Source organism: Pseudomonas sp. DWP2-2, from assembly GCF_049897065.1.
Classification (GTDB): Bacteria; Pseudomonadota; Gammaproteobacteria; order Pseudomonadales; family Pseudomonadaceae; genus Aquipseudomonas; species Aquipseudomonas paracarnis.
This window is the reverse complement of record NZ_JAFCVN010000003.1, coordinates 594,353-609,809: the sequence shown is the minus strand read 5'-3', so window position 1 is coordinate 609,809 and position 15,457 is coordinate 594,353. Positions and strand designations below refer to the sequence as shown.

The following is a 15,457-nucleotide window of genomic DNA, read 5'->3' as shown; positions in this document are numbered from 1 at the left end:
AGGGCTCATGACCGGACTTGTCTTGCTGCTCATTTGCATCCTGCTGATCAGCCTGTCCGTCTGGCTGTTCCAGCGAGGGTTGCGCCAGGCCGGTACCGACCGGGTGCTGGAGCGGCTCAGCGACGGCCAGCCGGTGCCCCAGGAGCCGAACGGCAGCTGGGTCGCGCTGGAGCGCATGTTCCAGCGCGCCGGCCTGGGCAAGCCCACCGACCGCCTGGGTTTGTGGCTGAGCGGCTGGGCGCTGGGCATGTTGCTGGGCTATCTGCTGGCCGGCGGGCTGGGACTGTTGGCCATGCTGATCCTGCCGCTGCTGCTGCTGCGGGTGTATATCGCCTGGCGCTACCAACGGCGAGTGCAGCGCATGGTCGAACAATTACCGCAGCTGCTGGACCACAGCGTGCGCAGCCTCAAGTCTGGGCGCACCCTGGCGGACGCTGTGCTGGGCGCGATCGACAGCACCGAAGCGCCGCTCAAGCAGGCCATGAGCCGCATCCAGCGCAACGTGCAAATGGGCGTGAGCCTGCCGGAGTCGGTCAGCGACTTTGCCGAGTTTTACGAGCGCGATGAATTCCGCCTGTTTGCTCTTGGCCTGAAGGTCAACCACCGCTACGGCGGCAACGCCAGCGAGCTGCTGGAAAACCTGATCAAGATGATCCGCGAGCGCGAACAGGGTGCGCGCCAACTCAAGGCCATGACTGGCGAAACGCGCATGACCGCCTATGTGCTGGCGGGTTTGCCTATCGTCATGGTCGGCTACTTCCTGATGGTCAACCCAGGCTACCTGATGAGCATGTGGAATGACGGAACCGGGCGCCACCTGCTGCTGGCCGCGGTGGCGCTCGACATCACGGGCACCTTCGTCATGTGGCGCATGTTGCGGAGTATTTGAGATGGCCATCCTGATTTGCATCCTGTTGTCGCTCGCCGCCGTCGCCTTGATCGTCGGCAACCTGCTAGAGCAAAGGCGCCGTCAACGCCTGGTCAGCCAACGCCTGCAAGGCCAACTGACCCGCGAGGACAAACTCGGCAGCCTGATGCGCCAGTTGGGCGCCAGCGCCGTGGCCCAGCGCTCGGTCAGCCTGGACAACGAAACCCAGACCCTGCTCAACCGAGTCGGTTGGCGTAAAGCCAACCAGCGCTCCATGTTTGCCGCTTTCCAGATCGGCGTGCCCATCGTGTTGCTGGGCTTGACCCTGCTCGGCCAACAGCTGCTGTTTCCCCATGCCGGCTCACCCTGGATTGCCCCGGCGATTGCCCTAGGCATCGGTTACTTGCTGCCCAAACGCATCCTCGCCCTCAGTGCGAAATACCGCCAGGAGCGTATCGCTCGGGAAATCTCCACCTTCATTCCGTTACTGCGCATCCTGTTCGAATCCGGCATGGCAGTTGAGCAATCGCTGCGGGTGTTGAGCACCGAAGCCCAGCGCTTGCTGCCAGACCTGACCCATGAACTGCGCCTGATCCTGGCAAGGGTCGACTCGGGCCTGGAACTGTCCGAAGAGCTGGGCAAGACCGCACGCCTGTTGGCCGTGGATGAGTTCACCGACACCTGCATCATCCTTCAGCAGTTGATCCACCAGGGCGGCGGCGCGATGAAATCCTTGCTGGCCCTCAAGCAGTTGCTTGACGACCGCCGCCTGACCCGCCTGCAGGAATACATCTCGAAGATGTCCGCGAAGATGTCCGTGGTGATGATGGTGTTCCTGTTTCCCGCCTTGCTGATCGTGCTCGGGGGGCCGGCCATGATCGCCATCTCCCGAGCCTTGAATAACTTTTGAGGAGCCTGCCATGAAACCACTGATCGTCGCCTTGAGCCTGCTGATGCTGGGCGGCTGTGCCAGCAACGGCCAGGTTCCGTGGGCCGGGTTGCTGGCGCCGGGCAGTTGCCCCAAGCCCAGCTCGGACCAGGAGCTGTCGCTGAACCTGGCCGATGACATGGCCAACGAAGGCAAGCTGCACGCCAGCCTTGCCAACCTGCAGAACCTGCCCAGCGCCCTGCCCCAGGTTCGTCAGCGCCAGGCCCGTGCCTATCGCTTGCTAGGCCGTCCCGACGCCGAGCCGTTGTACCGCAGCCTGCTGGGCACCTGCCTGGCCGCCGACGGTGAGCACGGCCTGGGGCAACTGGCGTCGGCCAAGGGCGACAACGGCCAGGCCATGGCTCACCTGCAACGCGCAGCACGGCTGGCGCCCACCGACGAAAAAATCCGCAACGACCTGGGCGTGGTGTACCTCGATCAACGGCGCCTTGAAGACGCGCGCTTTGAATTCATGACCGCCATCGAACTCAAGCAGAGCGATCAATTAGCGGCGGTCAACCTGGTGACCTTGCTGATCTATCAGGACAACTGGGAGCAAGCCGCGAAAGTGGTCGGCCAACTCGGGTTGAGCCCTGATCAGGTGACCCGAGCCCAGGCACGGGCGCAACACCTCAAGGACGCTGGCACGGCACCGCAGCGCCCAGTCAAAGATCAGGTAGCGGCGGTCAGCGATACGCTGCCGGCCTCTGTGAAATAAGGAGTCGATGATGAAATTCCAATACCTCGCCGGCCTTGCATGCCTGGCCCTGCCCCTCCTCGCTTCGGCCATCGAAGCGGGGCCGTCTTCACCCCGGCAGGCCGAAACGGAAAACTGGATGGCACTGCAACTGAGCGGGCGCGCAGCCTCGGCCAACCCCCAGAAAACCACGCCGGCAGAACGCGAACAGGCGCTCAAGCGCTGGCTGGACAGCAACAAGCACCCGATTCCGGAGTTCTTTGATCAGAAAATAGGCGGCACTGCGCAAAGTGGAAGCAAGTAAAGCTACTGTGGCGAGCAAGCTTGCTTGCGCTGGGGAGCGAAGCGCCCCCAAGAAAAGCCGACTCCAGCTGCGCTGTCGAGCGGGAGCAAGCTCCCTCGCCACAGAAAGATGGCTCCTGCAAGGTTTGCTTGGGCCTTTAGTGCGCAGTCACCCGCTGGCGCATCGCCGAGTTGCTCGGTGACAACGCCAGCGCCAACTGCGTGCGGTTGTGCATATGGGTCAGGCGCAGCACCTGGGACACGTACAGCTTCACCGTGTTCTCGGTAATCCCCAATTCACAGGCAATCTGATAGTTGGTCTGGCCCTTGCCCACCAGGCGAGCCACATCCAGCTGGCGCGGTGACAGCTGATTGAAAATCGCCGGGATCTCCAACGGCCCGGCTTCATCGGCCGATGGGTCCCCATCATGGTCCTGGAGCGTCGGGTTGCGACGCACTTTGTCCAAGTCCATATACAAGTCATTGATCGATTCGGACAGGTACTGCAACTTCTGGTTGAGCGTGCCCAGCTGCAGGTCTTTTTGCCGTTCCTCCAACGCCGCTTCCTGGCGCTTGAGGCCTTCGAGCAATTCATCGAGGTTGATCGGCTTCTGGTAGTAATCGGCGATGCCCGCACGCAGGGCTTTGATCACATCCTGTTTGTCGGCACGACCGGTGAGCATGATCGCTTCGAACGCACGATGTTTGCCGGCGATCCGTTGCAGCGCCTGGACCAGTTCGATGCCGTCCATGTCCGGCATATGCAGGTCACACAGCACTAAACCAATCTGAAGGTCTTCGCCAAAACGCTGGACCGCTTGCTGGCTGGACTCGCACGGGACACAACGGTACCCGCTGCTTTCAAGAAATTCACAGAGTTCCTCCACGATCAATGGTTGATCGTCGACAACGAGCACTTTTACTGCAGACGTAAGCTTGTTCACGCGCTACTCCATGCCTGGCAAGCCAAATGATGACCTATCCTTTCTGACGAAAACTCCTACACAACTACTCATTAAACGTAGACGTACTTTCCGACTATGTACATAGCATTAATCAACTCGTGCGACTGATGGATCCAAAACCAGCTGCCGGCAAAACCTGTCAAAACGAAGGGCGCAAAGGGCTGTTTTGTTGACGCTTGCCCTGCCCGCTCAACGCGATTTGAGCTAAGCCATTGATGCATAAGTGTCCAGGCCACCATTACGATGCCAGCGCCGATCAACGCCCCCAACAGGTAGTCGATATTGGAGGCCAGCCCCAAGGCGGCTAGCAACTTCACATCCCCCGCGCCAAAGCGGCCCAACGCGTAGCCGGGCAGGGTCAGCACCAGCGCCAAAGCCAAGGCCAGGCCACCCTCGCTGCGGGGCGCACCCAGCCAGGTCGAGCCCGCCCATAGCAGGTAAATCAGCGCCAGCAGGCCTACGCCCAGGGTCAGCGTATTGGAAATTTGGCGCTGGCGAATATCCTGCACAGCACATACGCCCAACCACAGCACAATCACTAGCGTCTGGATCACGTAAAAAACATCCCTTTTGGCTGAATGATTCTATGCTGATATCAAGTACTCGACTCAGGGTAGACGCAGTCATGAAATCGAGCCTCCCGAGAAAGCAAAAAGGCGCTGCGGCGATCGAGTTTGCCTTGGTCTTCGTGATTTTCTTTGCAGTGTTCTACGGCATGCTCAGCTACAGCTTGCCGCTGCTGTTGATGCAGTCATTTCACCAAGCGGCAGCCGAAGGGGTCCGCCGCAGTGTGTCCCTGGACCCCAGCACCGCAGGCTATTCGGCCCTGGTGGTGCAACGCGCCAAGGATGCCGCCCAGGCCCAATTGAACTGGATCCCCGGCTCATTGAAATTCTTGCCCGGCTATATCACCGCCACCTACACCAATAATTTGCTGACAGTGAAGATCACCTACCCCTCGGCCAATATCAAAGCGGTCTTGCCGGCCCTGGTATTGCCCGGGGTGGGCACCGTACCCAACCTGCCCACCAACCTCACTGCTACCTCGAGCCTTCAGTTTTGACGACGGGGGATAAATTGTTCGCACGCCTGCGCGGGCGCACCAGCGCCCTGGCCTTGGGCGCGCCAGCAACCCCCGCGCCGGGCCTGCAAGTGCAACTGGACAACCTGGGTGGGGTGCTGAACATCTCAGGCACCTTGAGGCCTTTGCTTGCCCAGCATCTTGCCAACGCGCCCAACCCCCCCTTGCAGACCTTGCTGTGTGCCGACAGCGCGCGGAGTGTCGAGGGCACGCCGCAGGAGTGGCAACGACACGGCCTGGACCTCGACTTCCAGGGCGCTGCTGGCCAGGTCCTGCATACCCGCGGCTGGATCGAGCCGGAGGGCGACGGCTGGGCCCTGCACCTGCTGGACATCACTGACCTGCTGGCCGACCGAGTACGGGTGCAGCAACGCGAACAGAACCACCAACTCGCCGCCCTGATGAGCGAACAGCTGCGCGTGTGCAGCCTCAACCGCCTGCCCCAGGTGTTCAGCGAACACCTGCGCAGCGTGGCCCAGCGTTGGCGCATCCCCTGCGTCGCCATGGCACTGCTCGACGAAGATGATCAAGGCTGGCGCATCTACAGTCACTACGCCGCTCACGACGCCCCGGCCTTGTGGCAGACCGGGCAACACCTGGGCACCAGCCTGGACAGCATCAACGGCAACACGCCACTTAGCCTGGACATTGCCCAGGGGCGCAGCGACAACCCGCGCCTGCACAGTGTATTTGGCAATGCCGACGGCTTCCTGGTGCCGTACCGCGACAGCCATGGCGCCGCCGCGTGGCTGCTGTGTGGCTTCTATAACGGCCAGGCACACCACACCGGCGAGCGTGACTGGCTGAACCTGTGCGCAGCACTCGCCGCGCCGCTGCTGGGCCGTCTGCGCGAACAGCGTCACCACCAGCAACTGGAACGGGTAGAAGCCCTGCAAGGCCTGCTCGGCACTGGCTGGTGGGAACTGTTGCCCGCTACCCAGGAAATCCAACTGGCGCCACAATTGCTGCGCAACCTGAGCCTGGACGACGGCCCCACCCGCCAACCCCTCGGTACCTGGCTCGAGCTCATCCACCCCGCCGACCGTCAGGCCCTCGACAGCCGCCTGCAAGACCTGCAAGCCCTGGGCAAGCCACTGCTGACCAACGTGCGCCTGCAACGCACCGAGTCCGAGCAGTCGCCCCTGTGGTACCGCATACAAGGCCAAGTGCTGGGAGCCGGCAATGAACGGCGCTGGGTCGGCTTCATGCTCGACATCAGCGACATTCAGAACCAGCAACTGCAAGCCGCCGCCGCCCATGCGCGCCTGGACAACCTGATCGCCAGCTCACCGGCCGTCATCTATGTGCAGCGCTACGTCAACGGCGCGCTGCACCCAGCGTTTTTCAGCGCCAGCCTGTTGCCGCTGCTGGGCTGGACCTTGGCCGATTGCAACCACGACACCCTGGCGGCGCTGATCCACCCCGACGACCGAGAACACTACTTCGAACGCACCCGCCAGCTGCTGCGCGAAGGCAACGTGCGCAGCCGCTACCGCCTGCGCGACAAGCAAGGCAACTACCACTGGCTGCTCGACGAAGCCAAGCTTTTGCGCGACGACCTCGGCTTGCCGGTGGAAGCCGTGGGCCTTTGGCTGGACGTCACAGAGGCGACCCTGGCCGCCGAGCAGGTGCGCCAAAGTGAAGAGCGCTACCGCATCCTGGTGGAAGACTCGCCAGCGATGATCTGTCGCTACCGTCCCGACCTGATCCTCACCTTTGGCAACACGCCGCTGGCCAATTACCTGGAATGCCGGCCCGACCAATTGCCAGGCATCGACTTGGGCCAGTGGCTGTCGGATGAACAGCGCGCCGCCTTTATGCAACGCATTCAGCAACTGACCCCGGAATTCCCGGTGAGCACCGCGGAAATCAGCCTGCAACTGCCGGGGCGCGAACATGCCTGGTGGGTGTGGTCGGACCGTGGCGTCTTCGATGAACAAGGCGCCCTGATCGAAGTGCAAGCCGTAGGGCGCGACAACACCGAAGTACGCCGCTCCCAGCAGCAACTGACCCAAAGCGCGAAAATGGCCACCCTCGGCGAAATGGCCACCGGCCTGGCCCATGAGATCAACCAGCCGCTGAACGTGATGCACATGGCCATCACCAATGTGCTCAAGCGCCTGGGCAATGGCGATGTGCAAATCGACTACCTCACGGAAAAACTGCAGCGTATCGACGCCCAGGTGCAACGCGCGGCACGGGTGGTCGACCATATGCGCGTGTTCGGCCGCCGCTCGGAAATCGAGCAGCAACCGTTCGACCCCGCGCAGGCGCTGGAGGGCACCCTGTCCCTGCTCAGCGAAGGCCTGCGCGGCAAAGGTGTAGACGTGCGCATCAGCCCTGCGGACTTCTCGGTGCAGGTCAAAGGCTATGTCGACCAGCTGGAACAGGTGCTGATCAACCTGATGGTCAATGCCCGCGACGCATTACTCAGCCGGCGAGAAAAAGACCCTGCCCTGCGCCCCTGGATTGCCCTGCACAGCGAGCACGACAGCCGCCATGTGCGTATCTGGGTCGAAGACAACGCCGGCGGGATCGACCCGCGCCTGTTGGAGCGGATTTTCGAACCGTTCTTTACCACCAAGCCGATAGGCGTCGGCACCGGACTGGGGCTCTCGGTGAGCTATGGGATTGTGGAAAACATGGGTGGGCGCCTGAGCGTTACCAACGGCGAGGCCGGCGCGAAATTCTGCGTCGAGTTACCCATCGCACAAAACTCAATCAGCTAACCACGATGCGAAGCGAGCCGCTCTTGCTCTTGCTCTTGCTCTGCTTTTGATCTTAGACGCCCCGTCAAACCACGCTGGCCGGAATTCGACAGGGATTTGGGGGGTAAACCGGCAGGGATGCCGGTTTAGCCGCCCCGCGCCATGGATGGCGCGTGGCGGCGGCCCCCCAAATCACTGGCGGATTGCGGGCACACCGAGCCTAGGCGAGGTGCCGAGTGGTGGGGCAAGAGCCTTTTGCTTACTTTTGGGCTCTTTTCAAAAGTGAGCCGCTGTAAAAGCGGAACCCTAAGTGGCCGTTACCGCAGGAATGGATATGTACACGTTCCAACTGTGTTGACTGCCAGGCCGCCTTCGCGAGCAAGCCCGCTCCCACAGTTGGATCGCGGGGGGTCAGGTAGATAGGCGTCGGCTGGCAGGCCGCCATCGCAGGCACGCCAGCTCCCACATTTGGAACTCGGGGAGTCAGCTAAATCACCAGATAAGCCCGGCCCATATGGCAAGAGAGATTGGCACCGACTTCGGCATTGCCCAGGTTGATGCCCAAGGCGCTGAGCAAGGTGTTGACGACAGGGTCGAGAATCGGTGACAGCACATTCTGGATCAGCCCCACCACCGCCGTGGTAATGGTCGCCAACAGCCCGGCAACCCCAGCCAACGCGCCACTGGAGACACTGCCGCTGGGCGGTGCGTAAGTCACCTGCAAGCCATTAAGGGTCGCCGCCAGGCTGCCGACGATATTGGCGGTGCCCGGCGCGAACTTGTAGGTGGGCGGCGCATTCATCTCGGCCACCGGCGCAAACACCATCGTGCTGGTTTGCGCGGCAATGGTGGAGTTGGCTTTCAACAGCAAACCACCCCCCACATTGGGTGTACGGTTGGGGCTGCACAGCAGCGTCAGGACCACACAGTAGCGCTGGCCAAAATCGATCAGCCTGACCGGCTGCACATCGACTGCTGCGGAGGAAGAAAAAGCCGCCACCGGATCCACTGTACCGACCGCCAGGGTCGCCAGGGACGTAGTGGTTTTCACCGTCAAGGATTTGGAGGCCGGCGAGTCGCAATTGAAATCCGTGACATTGGTTTGCGCACTGCCGGCTTCGATGTAAATGGCCAGCGATGTGGTGACATCGACGTCAGCCACATTACAGGCCACCAGGCACAACACACCGCCAACCACCGCCGGCAGGTTGAGGTTCAACAAGCCCTTGACCACCTGGGACACCGGCGTGCCCAGGCCCGTCAATATGGACGCCACGCCAGAGACCGCCTTGATGATCGGCGCCTGCACGGTCACCAACGTGCGCACTTGCGCGGTGCGTACAAAAATCTGATCGGTCGGCGGGGTATTCTGCAAGCCCTTCTTGGCCAGCATAGGATTGCCAATGGCCGACAGCTGCGGCGGTTCGATGACCTTGGTCTGGATCGACACATTGCCCACCAGCGGAATCGCGACCTGCGCCGCCGCACTCACCGCATTCTTGCTGCTGGACAACTGCGCCACCGCTTCCAACAGTTGAAACAATTGCACGTTGCTATTCAGCGCCGCCGTCGGCGTGCCGGTGGCGATGTCAATCAGGTCACCCACGGTCAACAGCTTGCTGTTGGGCGCAATGGCTTGAATCGAAATCACGTCATTGACGACCGCTGTGACCGCCGCACCGTTTTTCTGCAAAACCTTCACAGCAGCGTCGATCAGTTGAGTAGCCGAGACTGCGGTACTGAGCAAGGCATCGTAGTCACCGGCCTTCACGTTCAGGTTAATCGCCAGTTGGTCCAAATAACTGAGCAGGTTGACGTTGGTCTGCAGCAAGCCGTTCCAACCCGCCGCCGTGAGCGAAAGGTTGCCGCCGAGCAGGTTGCCGATGACCAGGTTGAGCAGCGGGGATTTGCCTGAATCGACGCTGGCCAGGCTGCTGCGGATCGACAGCTGCGCCACGGGCGGTGGTGTCGCCGCGACGGCGGTGGCGCTCAAGTTGATTTGCGGGGTAATCGGCGCACCACTGAACAGGTTCCACAGCCCATTGGCAACGCTGGTCATCACAGTGCGGGAAGCCACCACGCGGATAGCGTCGCTCTTGGTGGCATCAGCGGTAAACACACGGGTGTTCAGAGCATTGGTCGCCAGGGTGCCGCATGTCACCGCCAGGGTGCTGCCATTACCGACCACAAAACCGTTGCGCGCCGCATTTTGCGTGGCATAGGCGTTTGCGGTGGTGTTGGTACCGCATTGGCCACCGAGACTGGCTGCCTCCAACGCCGAGGTATCGGCGACGGATTGCAGCTTGCGCTTTTCCAAATACAAGCGCCCGCTGTCGACCGCCAGCAACGTAAACACCAAGGCCAAGGCCAAAGTGCCTGCCGCCATCAAGCCAATTGCACCACGCTGTCTGGAGCCGAATCGGGGAGACATCGAAGCACTCCTGCGCTAACTCTCCGTTGCACTGGAGTGTAGACAAGGCTTCGGCAGGTTGCTGGCAACTCGCCACATTGGCGACTGGCGGAGATGCCCTGATACGCCCTGATACTGTAGGAGCGAGCTTGCTCGCGAAAAACCTACAGACGCCGCGTTGATTCAGGAAGTACGCGTTATCGTTGACGTTTTTCGCGAGCAAGCTCGCTCCTACAGTGAGCGATCAGCGCGGCGGGTAGTTGGAAAGGATCTTGGTCACGGTGCTGCGGATGGCTTTGTTGCGTTCCTCGGGGTTCGGCGTGCTGGCCATCATCTGTTCGTCGCTGCCGCGCCACACCAGCTTGCCGTCCTTGCCGTCGAGCAGGTCGATCTGGATGGTCGCCACTTTGTAGGTAATGTTGCGCGTTTCGTTGTACATCGGCGCGCCCCAGTAACCATTCCACGGGCCGCCCCAGGCACCGCCATAGTTGGTGGTGACTTGCTGCTGGCGGTCTTCGACGATCAGGTAGGCCTGTACATTCAGGTCAGCCTTGGTACCCGCCGCCGCAGGACGCAAACCGCGCTGATCCAGCTGTTCGCCCACGGCCTGGCGGATGCGTTGCTCGGTGAGGTCGCTCTTGATCCTCGGGTCATCGGGACGGTACTGCAACGCTGGGTCTTTCCAGGCCCAATTACGGTAGGCGCCGAAGTCTCGGCTGGCGTCGAAATCGTGGTTGACCTGGTTGCTCTGGCAACCGCCCAGCAACATGACAACAGCAAGCGCAGCGATGCGACGAAGCATGGTGTTCTCCAAAAACAACGTGGGCATGTAATGAGAATAGCTGCTAACTGGGCGGATAGGCAGCCATTGCCTTCTGCATCGCCTTGCGCAAGCTATCGGCGCGTTCGCTCAGGCTGCCCTGGCTGGTGGTTTCGGCACTGGTGCTCCACACCGGCTGGCGGCTGCGCGCATCAAACAGGCTGATACGCGCCACGGCCACTGTCACTTCATAGGTGCGCACCACGGGCACGCTGTTGTACATGCCGTAACCGTTGCCATAGCGGTTATAGCCGCCGTAGCCGTAACCATAATCGTCCTGGACCTGGCGCAGGCGTTTTTCCAGGCGTACATCGGCGCTCACAAGCAGGTCGGGCGCACGCTTATCATGCAAGGGGCGCAAGCCGCGCTGATCGAGGGCGCCGCTGACCGCCTCGGCAATCTGCGCCGAATCGGCCCAGGCCGTGCCCGCCGGCAACTGACCGTTGAGCCAACCCCAGCTGCGGTAGGCACCATAGTCGCGCACCGGCGCGGGGTAGGCGCTGGCATCAAAGGTAGTAGCCGCCTGGGCGGGCGCCGGCGGCATCGGTGCCGAACTGGCGACGTAAGGATTGGGGCTCGAGCACGCCCCAAGGCCTAGAGACAACAGGATTAAACCGAGACGACGCATGTCGACCTCCCACGCTGGGCCGCTTAAACCGGGCGGCAGATCCAGTGCAAATATCGCCCAAGCCCGGCAAAGCTTGGGTGACGACGGTGAGCGAGCTCCATCTCCAACAAGTCCTGCAGGTTGGCGCGAGCCTGGAATTCCACCGGCATATAGTCGTGGAACACCCGCACGCCACTTTGGCTTTCGACCTGCCACAGCCCTTCGAGTTGCGCCGCCAACTCCCGTGGGTCCAGGGGTTGTTGCGGCGTCAGGCTCTGCTTTTCGCCGGCCATGTCGTTCTTGCGCATTTTGCGGAAGTGGCCTTTGAGCAGATTGCGGTAGATCAACGCATCACGGTTGTAGAACGCCAGGGACAACCAGCCACCCGGCAGCGTCAGTTGGTGCAGTACCGGCAGGATAGCGTGGGGCTCGGCCAACCACTCCAGCACGGCATGACACAGCACCAGATCGTAAGGCTCGGTGAGTTGGCCGAGCAAGTCTTGCCACGGTGCATGAATAAAGGTCGCGCTTTGGCCCGCGTCGGCGAAGCGCTGGCGCGCACCTTCAAGCATCGGCGCAGCGGGTTCGGCCAAGGTTACCTCGTGGCCCTGCTCGGCCAGCCACAGCGACATGTGCCCCAGGCCTGCGCCGATATCCAATACGCGCAACGGCCGCTGCGGCAAGGCTTGCACCAGGTCGGCCTGGAGCACCGCCAGGCGAATCGCGCCCTTGGCACCGCCGTAGATTTTTTCGGCAAAGCGCGTGGCCAACTGGTCGAAATGACGATCACTCATGGGCAAACCGCCGTTCGCTATCGGCCAGTTTGGCGCGCACCACTTCGTTCATATCCAGCCCCAGCTCACTGCACAGCAACAGCAGGTACAGGACAATATCGCCGACCTCCTGGCCCGCATGGGCGAGTTTATCGGCGGGCAGTTGGCGGGATTGGTCTTCGGTGAGCCATTGGAAGATTTCCACCAGCTCGGCCATTTCCACGCTGGCAGCCATGGCCAAGTTTTTCGGGCTGTGGAACTGCTTCCAGTCGTTGGTATCGCGGATGCGGTGCAGGCGTTCGGTGAGGTGTTCGAGGTTCATGCGGGGGCTCCTGAATGGGTATAGCTTACCCCATGACGGGACGCGGAGCGTCCCAGGCGGCGTTCCCACGCAGAGCGTGGGAACGATCAGCGATCAGTCGACAACGCTGAACTCGAGCCTGGCGGTTTGGCCGGCTTCATCCAATACGCTGAGCTGATAGCGCCCCAGCCGTTCAAAACTGGCGTTGATGCTGTCCTGATTGGCGCTGTCCCCCAACGGCGCGCCATTGAGGAACCACCAACGCCGGCCACTGCCGCCCAGGGCGGAGATGTTCAGGCGCAAGGCTTGTTGACTGGCAGCGGGCAGGCGCAGTTGGTCGCCTTCGCGTACGCCCACGATGGACAACGGCGATGAAGCGGCCAGCGCCGGCGGAGGGCAATCCGGGTCAGGCGCAGGAATGCGCGCTTCCCGGCGTTCAATCCTTGGCAACCAGGGCTCCAGCGGCGCCGGCCACAGCGCGATGTTTTTGGGGGTTGCGCCAGGGCAATGGGCATCGACCCTCAAACCCTTGGGGTTAACCCAGATGCTTTCCATCAAGCCCACGCTCAAGGGTTGATCCAATGCCTGCAAGGTCGGCGGCGTGGTGTTGTCCAGGGTCCAGGCAAAACGCTGGCGGCGGCAATTGGGGTCGCTGCGGCTCATGGGCTGGCCCAGCGGCCAACAAATCGCTGCCACGCCGATATTGGCAGGCACCGGTTTGACTGGCGCACTGATACCGCGCTGGCTGTCGCGGTTGGTCAGCACGTCATGCACCTGCAACATCAACGGTGCTGCCGACGCCAGGCCGAACTGCCCCGGTACCGGCGTGCCATCGGGCCGGCCGATCCATACGCCAATCAGGTAACGCGGGCCCACGCCAATCGCCCAGGCATCGCGAAAGCCATAACTGGTACCGGTCTTCCACGCCAGCACCGGGCGTTGGACCAGCTCGGCACGCGGGTCGCGGTCGGGCCGCGCCTGGCCGCTGAGGATGCGCCGCACAATCCACGCGGCGCCGGGCGACAGCAACGGCCGCTCCCTGAGCGCATCGTCCGGTTGCAACCGCAGGGTGGCGCTCTTGCCATCGCGGGCCAGGGCGCTGTAGCCACTCACCAGGTCCTCCAGGCGACTGCCCGCACCGCCGAGGATCAGCGCCAGGTTCGGCTCGGCCAATGCCGGCAACGCCAACGGCATGCCACCGATGCGCATCTGCGCGGCAAAGCGCTTGGGCCCGTAGGCTTCCAGCAGCTGCACCGCCGGCAGGTTCAACGAGCTGGACAACGCGGTGCTCGCCGGCACCGCGCCAGTAAAACCCATGGAAAAGTTGCCTGGACGGTAATCGCCATAGCGCCGAGGCACGTCCTGCAACAGCGATTCGGAGTGAATCAGGCCGTCATCCAACGCCATCCCGTAGAGAAAAGGCTTCAAGGTGGAACCGGGCGAACGCAGCGCGCTGATCATGTCCACATGGCCAAAGCGCTTGGTGTCATTGATATCCACCGACCCCAGGTAGGCGCGCACCGCCATGCTTTCTTCTTCCACCACCAGGATGGCCGCCGAGGTGTGCTCCGGCAGGCGTGCGCGCCAGCCCAACAGCAGGTCTTCGAGACGGCGTTGCAAGGTGGCATCCAGCGTGGTGCGAATCAGTGGCGGGCTGTCGGGGCGATTCAGGCGACGTGCGAGCAAGGGCGCCAGGCTCGGTTCCAGGCGTGGGGCGAGCAACAGGGGTTCTTCCAAGGCTTCATCCACCGCCGATTGCGGCCATACCTGAAACTCGGCCAGGCGGCGCAGCACTTTGTCCCGGGCCTGCTGGGCGCGCTGCGGATGACGGTCCGGGCGCAAACGGCTCGGCGCCTGGGGCAATACCGCGAGCAACGCGGCTTCGGCGTGAGTCAGTTGTGATGGCGACTTGCCCAGGTACGCCCAACTCGCTGCCGCCACGCCCTGCAGCGTACCGCCGAAGGGCGCGCGATTCAGGTACAGGTTGAGGATTTCGTCCTTGGACAGGTGCCACTCCAACTGCGCGGTACGCCACAGCTGGCGTAACTTGCCGTGCAGGGTGCGTGAGTGCGGGTCGAGCAGGCGCGCAACCTGCATCGACAAGGTGCTGCCGCCGGACACCACTCGCGCGCCGCTCAGGTTTTGCCAGGTCGCACGCACCAGCGCCAACGGGTTTACGCCGGGGTGTTGGTAGAACCAACGGTCTTCATAGGTGAGCAGCGCGTCGAGGTAATAGGGTGAGACTTCGCGGGTTTGTACCGGGTAGCGCCATACGCCATTGGCATCGGCAAATCGCCACAGCGGCGTGCCATCTTCGGCCAGCACCACCCGCGCCAGGTCGTCCTGTGGCAGGGGCAAGGGCCAGATGCGATCGGCCAGCCATAGCAGGGCAACCACCAACACCACACAACCCAAAGCCCAGCGCAAAAACTGTGGGAGCGGGCTTGCTCGCGAAAGCGGTGGGTCAGTTGGCAGAGATGTCACAGGCACGCCGCCTTCGCGAGCAAGCCCGCTCCCACATTGGGCCGCGTACATCCGCAGGTGATTAAACTAAAACTCAAACGGGCAAACCTCTATGCTTGCAGGGAACTCGCCTGCGTTATCGACAACCAAAGGCACAGTTACGCCCACCTTCTCATCAGGACACGCACATGCAGGTAGAAAGCTTTTTCGAATGGTTGGGCCAGGCGCTCGGTTCCGTCATCCGTTTTATCGTCGACGGGCTCAGCGGTTTGTTCGGGGCCTTGACCCACGCCGGCGGCAACTTTATCGACGGCCTGTCACGCACCTTGGGCATGGACACCTCGATCATCAGCATCATCACTCTGATCGTCGGGTTGCTCTTCCTGTACTCGGCGGTACGCGCCTTTATGCGGGCCTCGATTATCGTGGGGATCATCTGGCTGATGCTGGGGCTTTGGCTACTCAGTTGGGTCGTGCACTGACGGTGCAACCACTCGATTCCCCCTGTAGGAGCGAGCTTGCTCGCGAAAAACTCAAAGGCGCCGCGTTGATTC

At 62.2% G+C, this 15,457-nt stretch carries 15 protein-coding genes; 7 read left to right on the top strand and 8 right to left on the bottom strand.

All coding sequences use genetic code 11. From position 1 onward, the window contains the following. The first annotated feature begins 7 nt into the window (after positions 1-7). The 4 genes from ACP7CZ_RS10125 to ACP7CZ_RS10110 are packed head-to-tail and all read left to right on the top strand — an operon-like array spanning position 8 to position 2,797. Complete coding sequence (locus ACP7CZ_RS10125; protein ID WP_054896409.1) at positions 8-889, top strand: type II secretion system F family protein; 882 nt, start codon at positions 8-10, stop codon at positions 887-889. 1 nt (position 890) lies between these two features. Next, a complete protein-coding gene (locus ACP7CZ_RS10120; protein WP_259037839.1) occupies positions 891-1,778 on the top strand; it encodes a type II secretion system F family protein in 888 nt (295 codons plus the stop codon). Positions 1,779-1,788: 10 nt separating this feature from the next. Beyond that, entirely contained in the window at positions 1,789-2,514 is a 726-nt protein-coding gene (locus ACP7CZ_RS10115) for a tetratricopeptide repeat protein (protein ID WP_034125883.1), read from the top strand. A 10-nt stretch (positions 2,515-2,524) separates the two neighbouring features. Beyond that, positions 2,525-2,797, top strand: a complete 273-nt coding sequence (locus ACP7CZ_RS10110; protein WP_034125882.1) for a DUF3613 domain-containing protein — start codon at positions 2,525-2,527, stop codon at positions 2,795-2,797. Positions 2,798-2,933: 136 nt separating this feature from the next. On the opposite strand, the gene ACP7CZ_RS10105 is transcribed toward ACP7CZ_RS10110, so the two are convergent. Beyond that, positions 2,934-3,719: a response regulator transcription factor gene (locus tag ACP7CZ_RS10105; protein ID WP_034125881.1), complete on the bottom strand. Its 786-nt coding sequence runs from the start codon at positions 3,717-3,719 to the stop codon at positions 2,934-2,936. A gap of 71 nt (positions 3,720-3,790) precedes the next feature. Further along, positions 3,791-4,294, bottom strand: a complete 504-nt coding sequence (locus ACP7CZ_RS10100) for a prepilin peptidase (RefSeq protein ID WP_054896406.1) — start codon at positions 4,292-4,294, stop codon at positions 3,791-3,793. Positions 4,295-4,365: 71 nt separating this feature from the next. Between ACP7CZ_RS10100 and ACP7CZ_RS10095 the strand changes: the two genes are divergently transcribed. Next, complete coding sequence (locus ACP7CZ_RS10095) at positions 4,366-4,803, top strand: TadE/TadG family type IV pilus assembly protein (RefSeq protein ID WP_003188217.1); 438 nt, start codon at positions 4,366-4,368, stop codon at positions 4,801-4,803. Continuing rightward, positions 4,800-7,550, top strand: coding sequence for a PAS domain-containing sensor histidine kinase (locus ACP7CZ_RS10090; RefSeq protein WP_198791524.1), 2,751 nt, complete (start codon positions 4,800-4,802; stop codon positions 7,548-7,550). The genes ACP7CZ_RS10095 and ACP7CZ_RS10090 overlap by 4 nt, the downstream gene beginning before the upstream one ends. 466 nt (positions 7,551-8,016) lie before the next feature. On the opposite strand, the gene ACP7CZ_RS10085 is transcribed toward ACP7CZ_RS10090, so the two are convergent. The 6 genes from ACP7CZ_RS10085 to pbpC all read right to left on the bottom strand — a co-directional run bounded on the left by ACP7CZ_RS10085 (position 8,017) and on the right by pbpC (position 14,846). Then, positions 8,017-9,960, bottom strand: a complete 1,944-nt coding sequence (locus ACP7CZ_RS10085; protein ID WP_089042152.1) for a pilus assembly protein TadG-related protein — start codon at positions 9,958-9,960, stop codon at positions 8,017-8,019. Positions 9,961-10,183: 223 nt separating this feature from the next. Beyond that, entirely contained in the window at positions 10,184-10,741 is a 558-nt protein-coding gene (locus tag ACP7CZ_RS10080) for a DUF4136 domain-containing protein (RefSeq protein WP_034126431.1), read from the bottom strand. Between the two features lie 43 nt (positions 10,742-10,784). Further along, on the bottom strand, positions 10,785-11,387 hold the full coding sequence (locus ACP7CZ_RS10075; protein WP_181124989.1) for a DUF4136 domain-containing protein: 603 nt from the start codon (positions 11,385-11,387) through the stop codon (positions 10,785-10,787). Between the two features lie 23 nt (positions 11,388-11,410). After that, entirely contained in the window at positions 11,411-12,160 is a 750-nt protein-coding gene (locus tag ACP7CZ_RS10070) for a methyltransferase (protein ID WP_047712475.1), read from the bottom strand. Then, positions 12,153-12,461: a MazG-like family protein gene (locus ACP7CZ_RS10065; RefSeq protein WP_003188211.1), complete on the bottom strand. Its 309-nt coding sequence runs from the start codon at positions 12,459-12,461 to the stop codon at positions 12,153-12,155. Before ACP7CZ_RS10065 ends, ACP7CZ_RS10070 begins: the two co-directional genes overlap by 8 nt. Positions 12,462-12,554: 93 nt before the next feature. Then, positions 12,555-14,846 (bottom strand): peptidoglycan glycosyltransferase PbpC, encoded by a 2,292-nt coding sequence (gene pbpC / locus ACP7CZ_RS10060; protein WP_294166971.1) that lies wholly within the window; start codon positions 14,844-14,846, stop codon positions 12,555-12,557. Positions 14,847-15,091: 245 nt separating this feature from the next. On the opposite strand from pbpC, the gene ACP7CZ_RS10055 reads away from it, so the two are divergent. After that, entirely contained in the window at positions 15,092-15,385 is a 294-nt protein-coding gene (locus tag ACP7CZ_RS10055; protein ID WP_003188208.1) for a hypothetical protein, read from the top strand. The last annotated feature ends 72 nt before the right edge of the window (positions 15,386-15,457 follow it).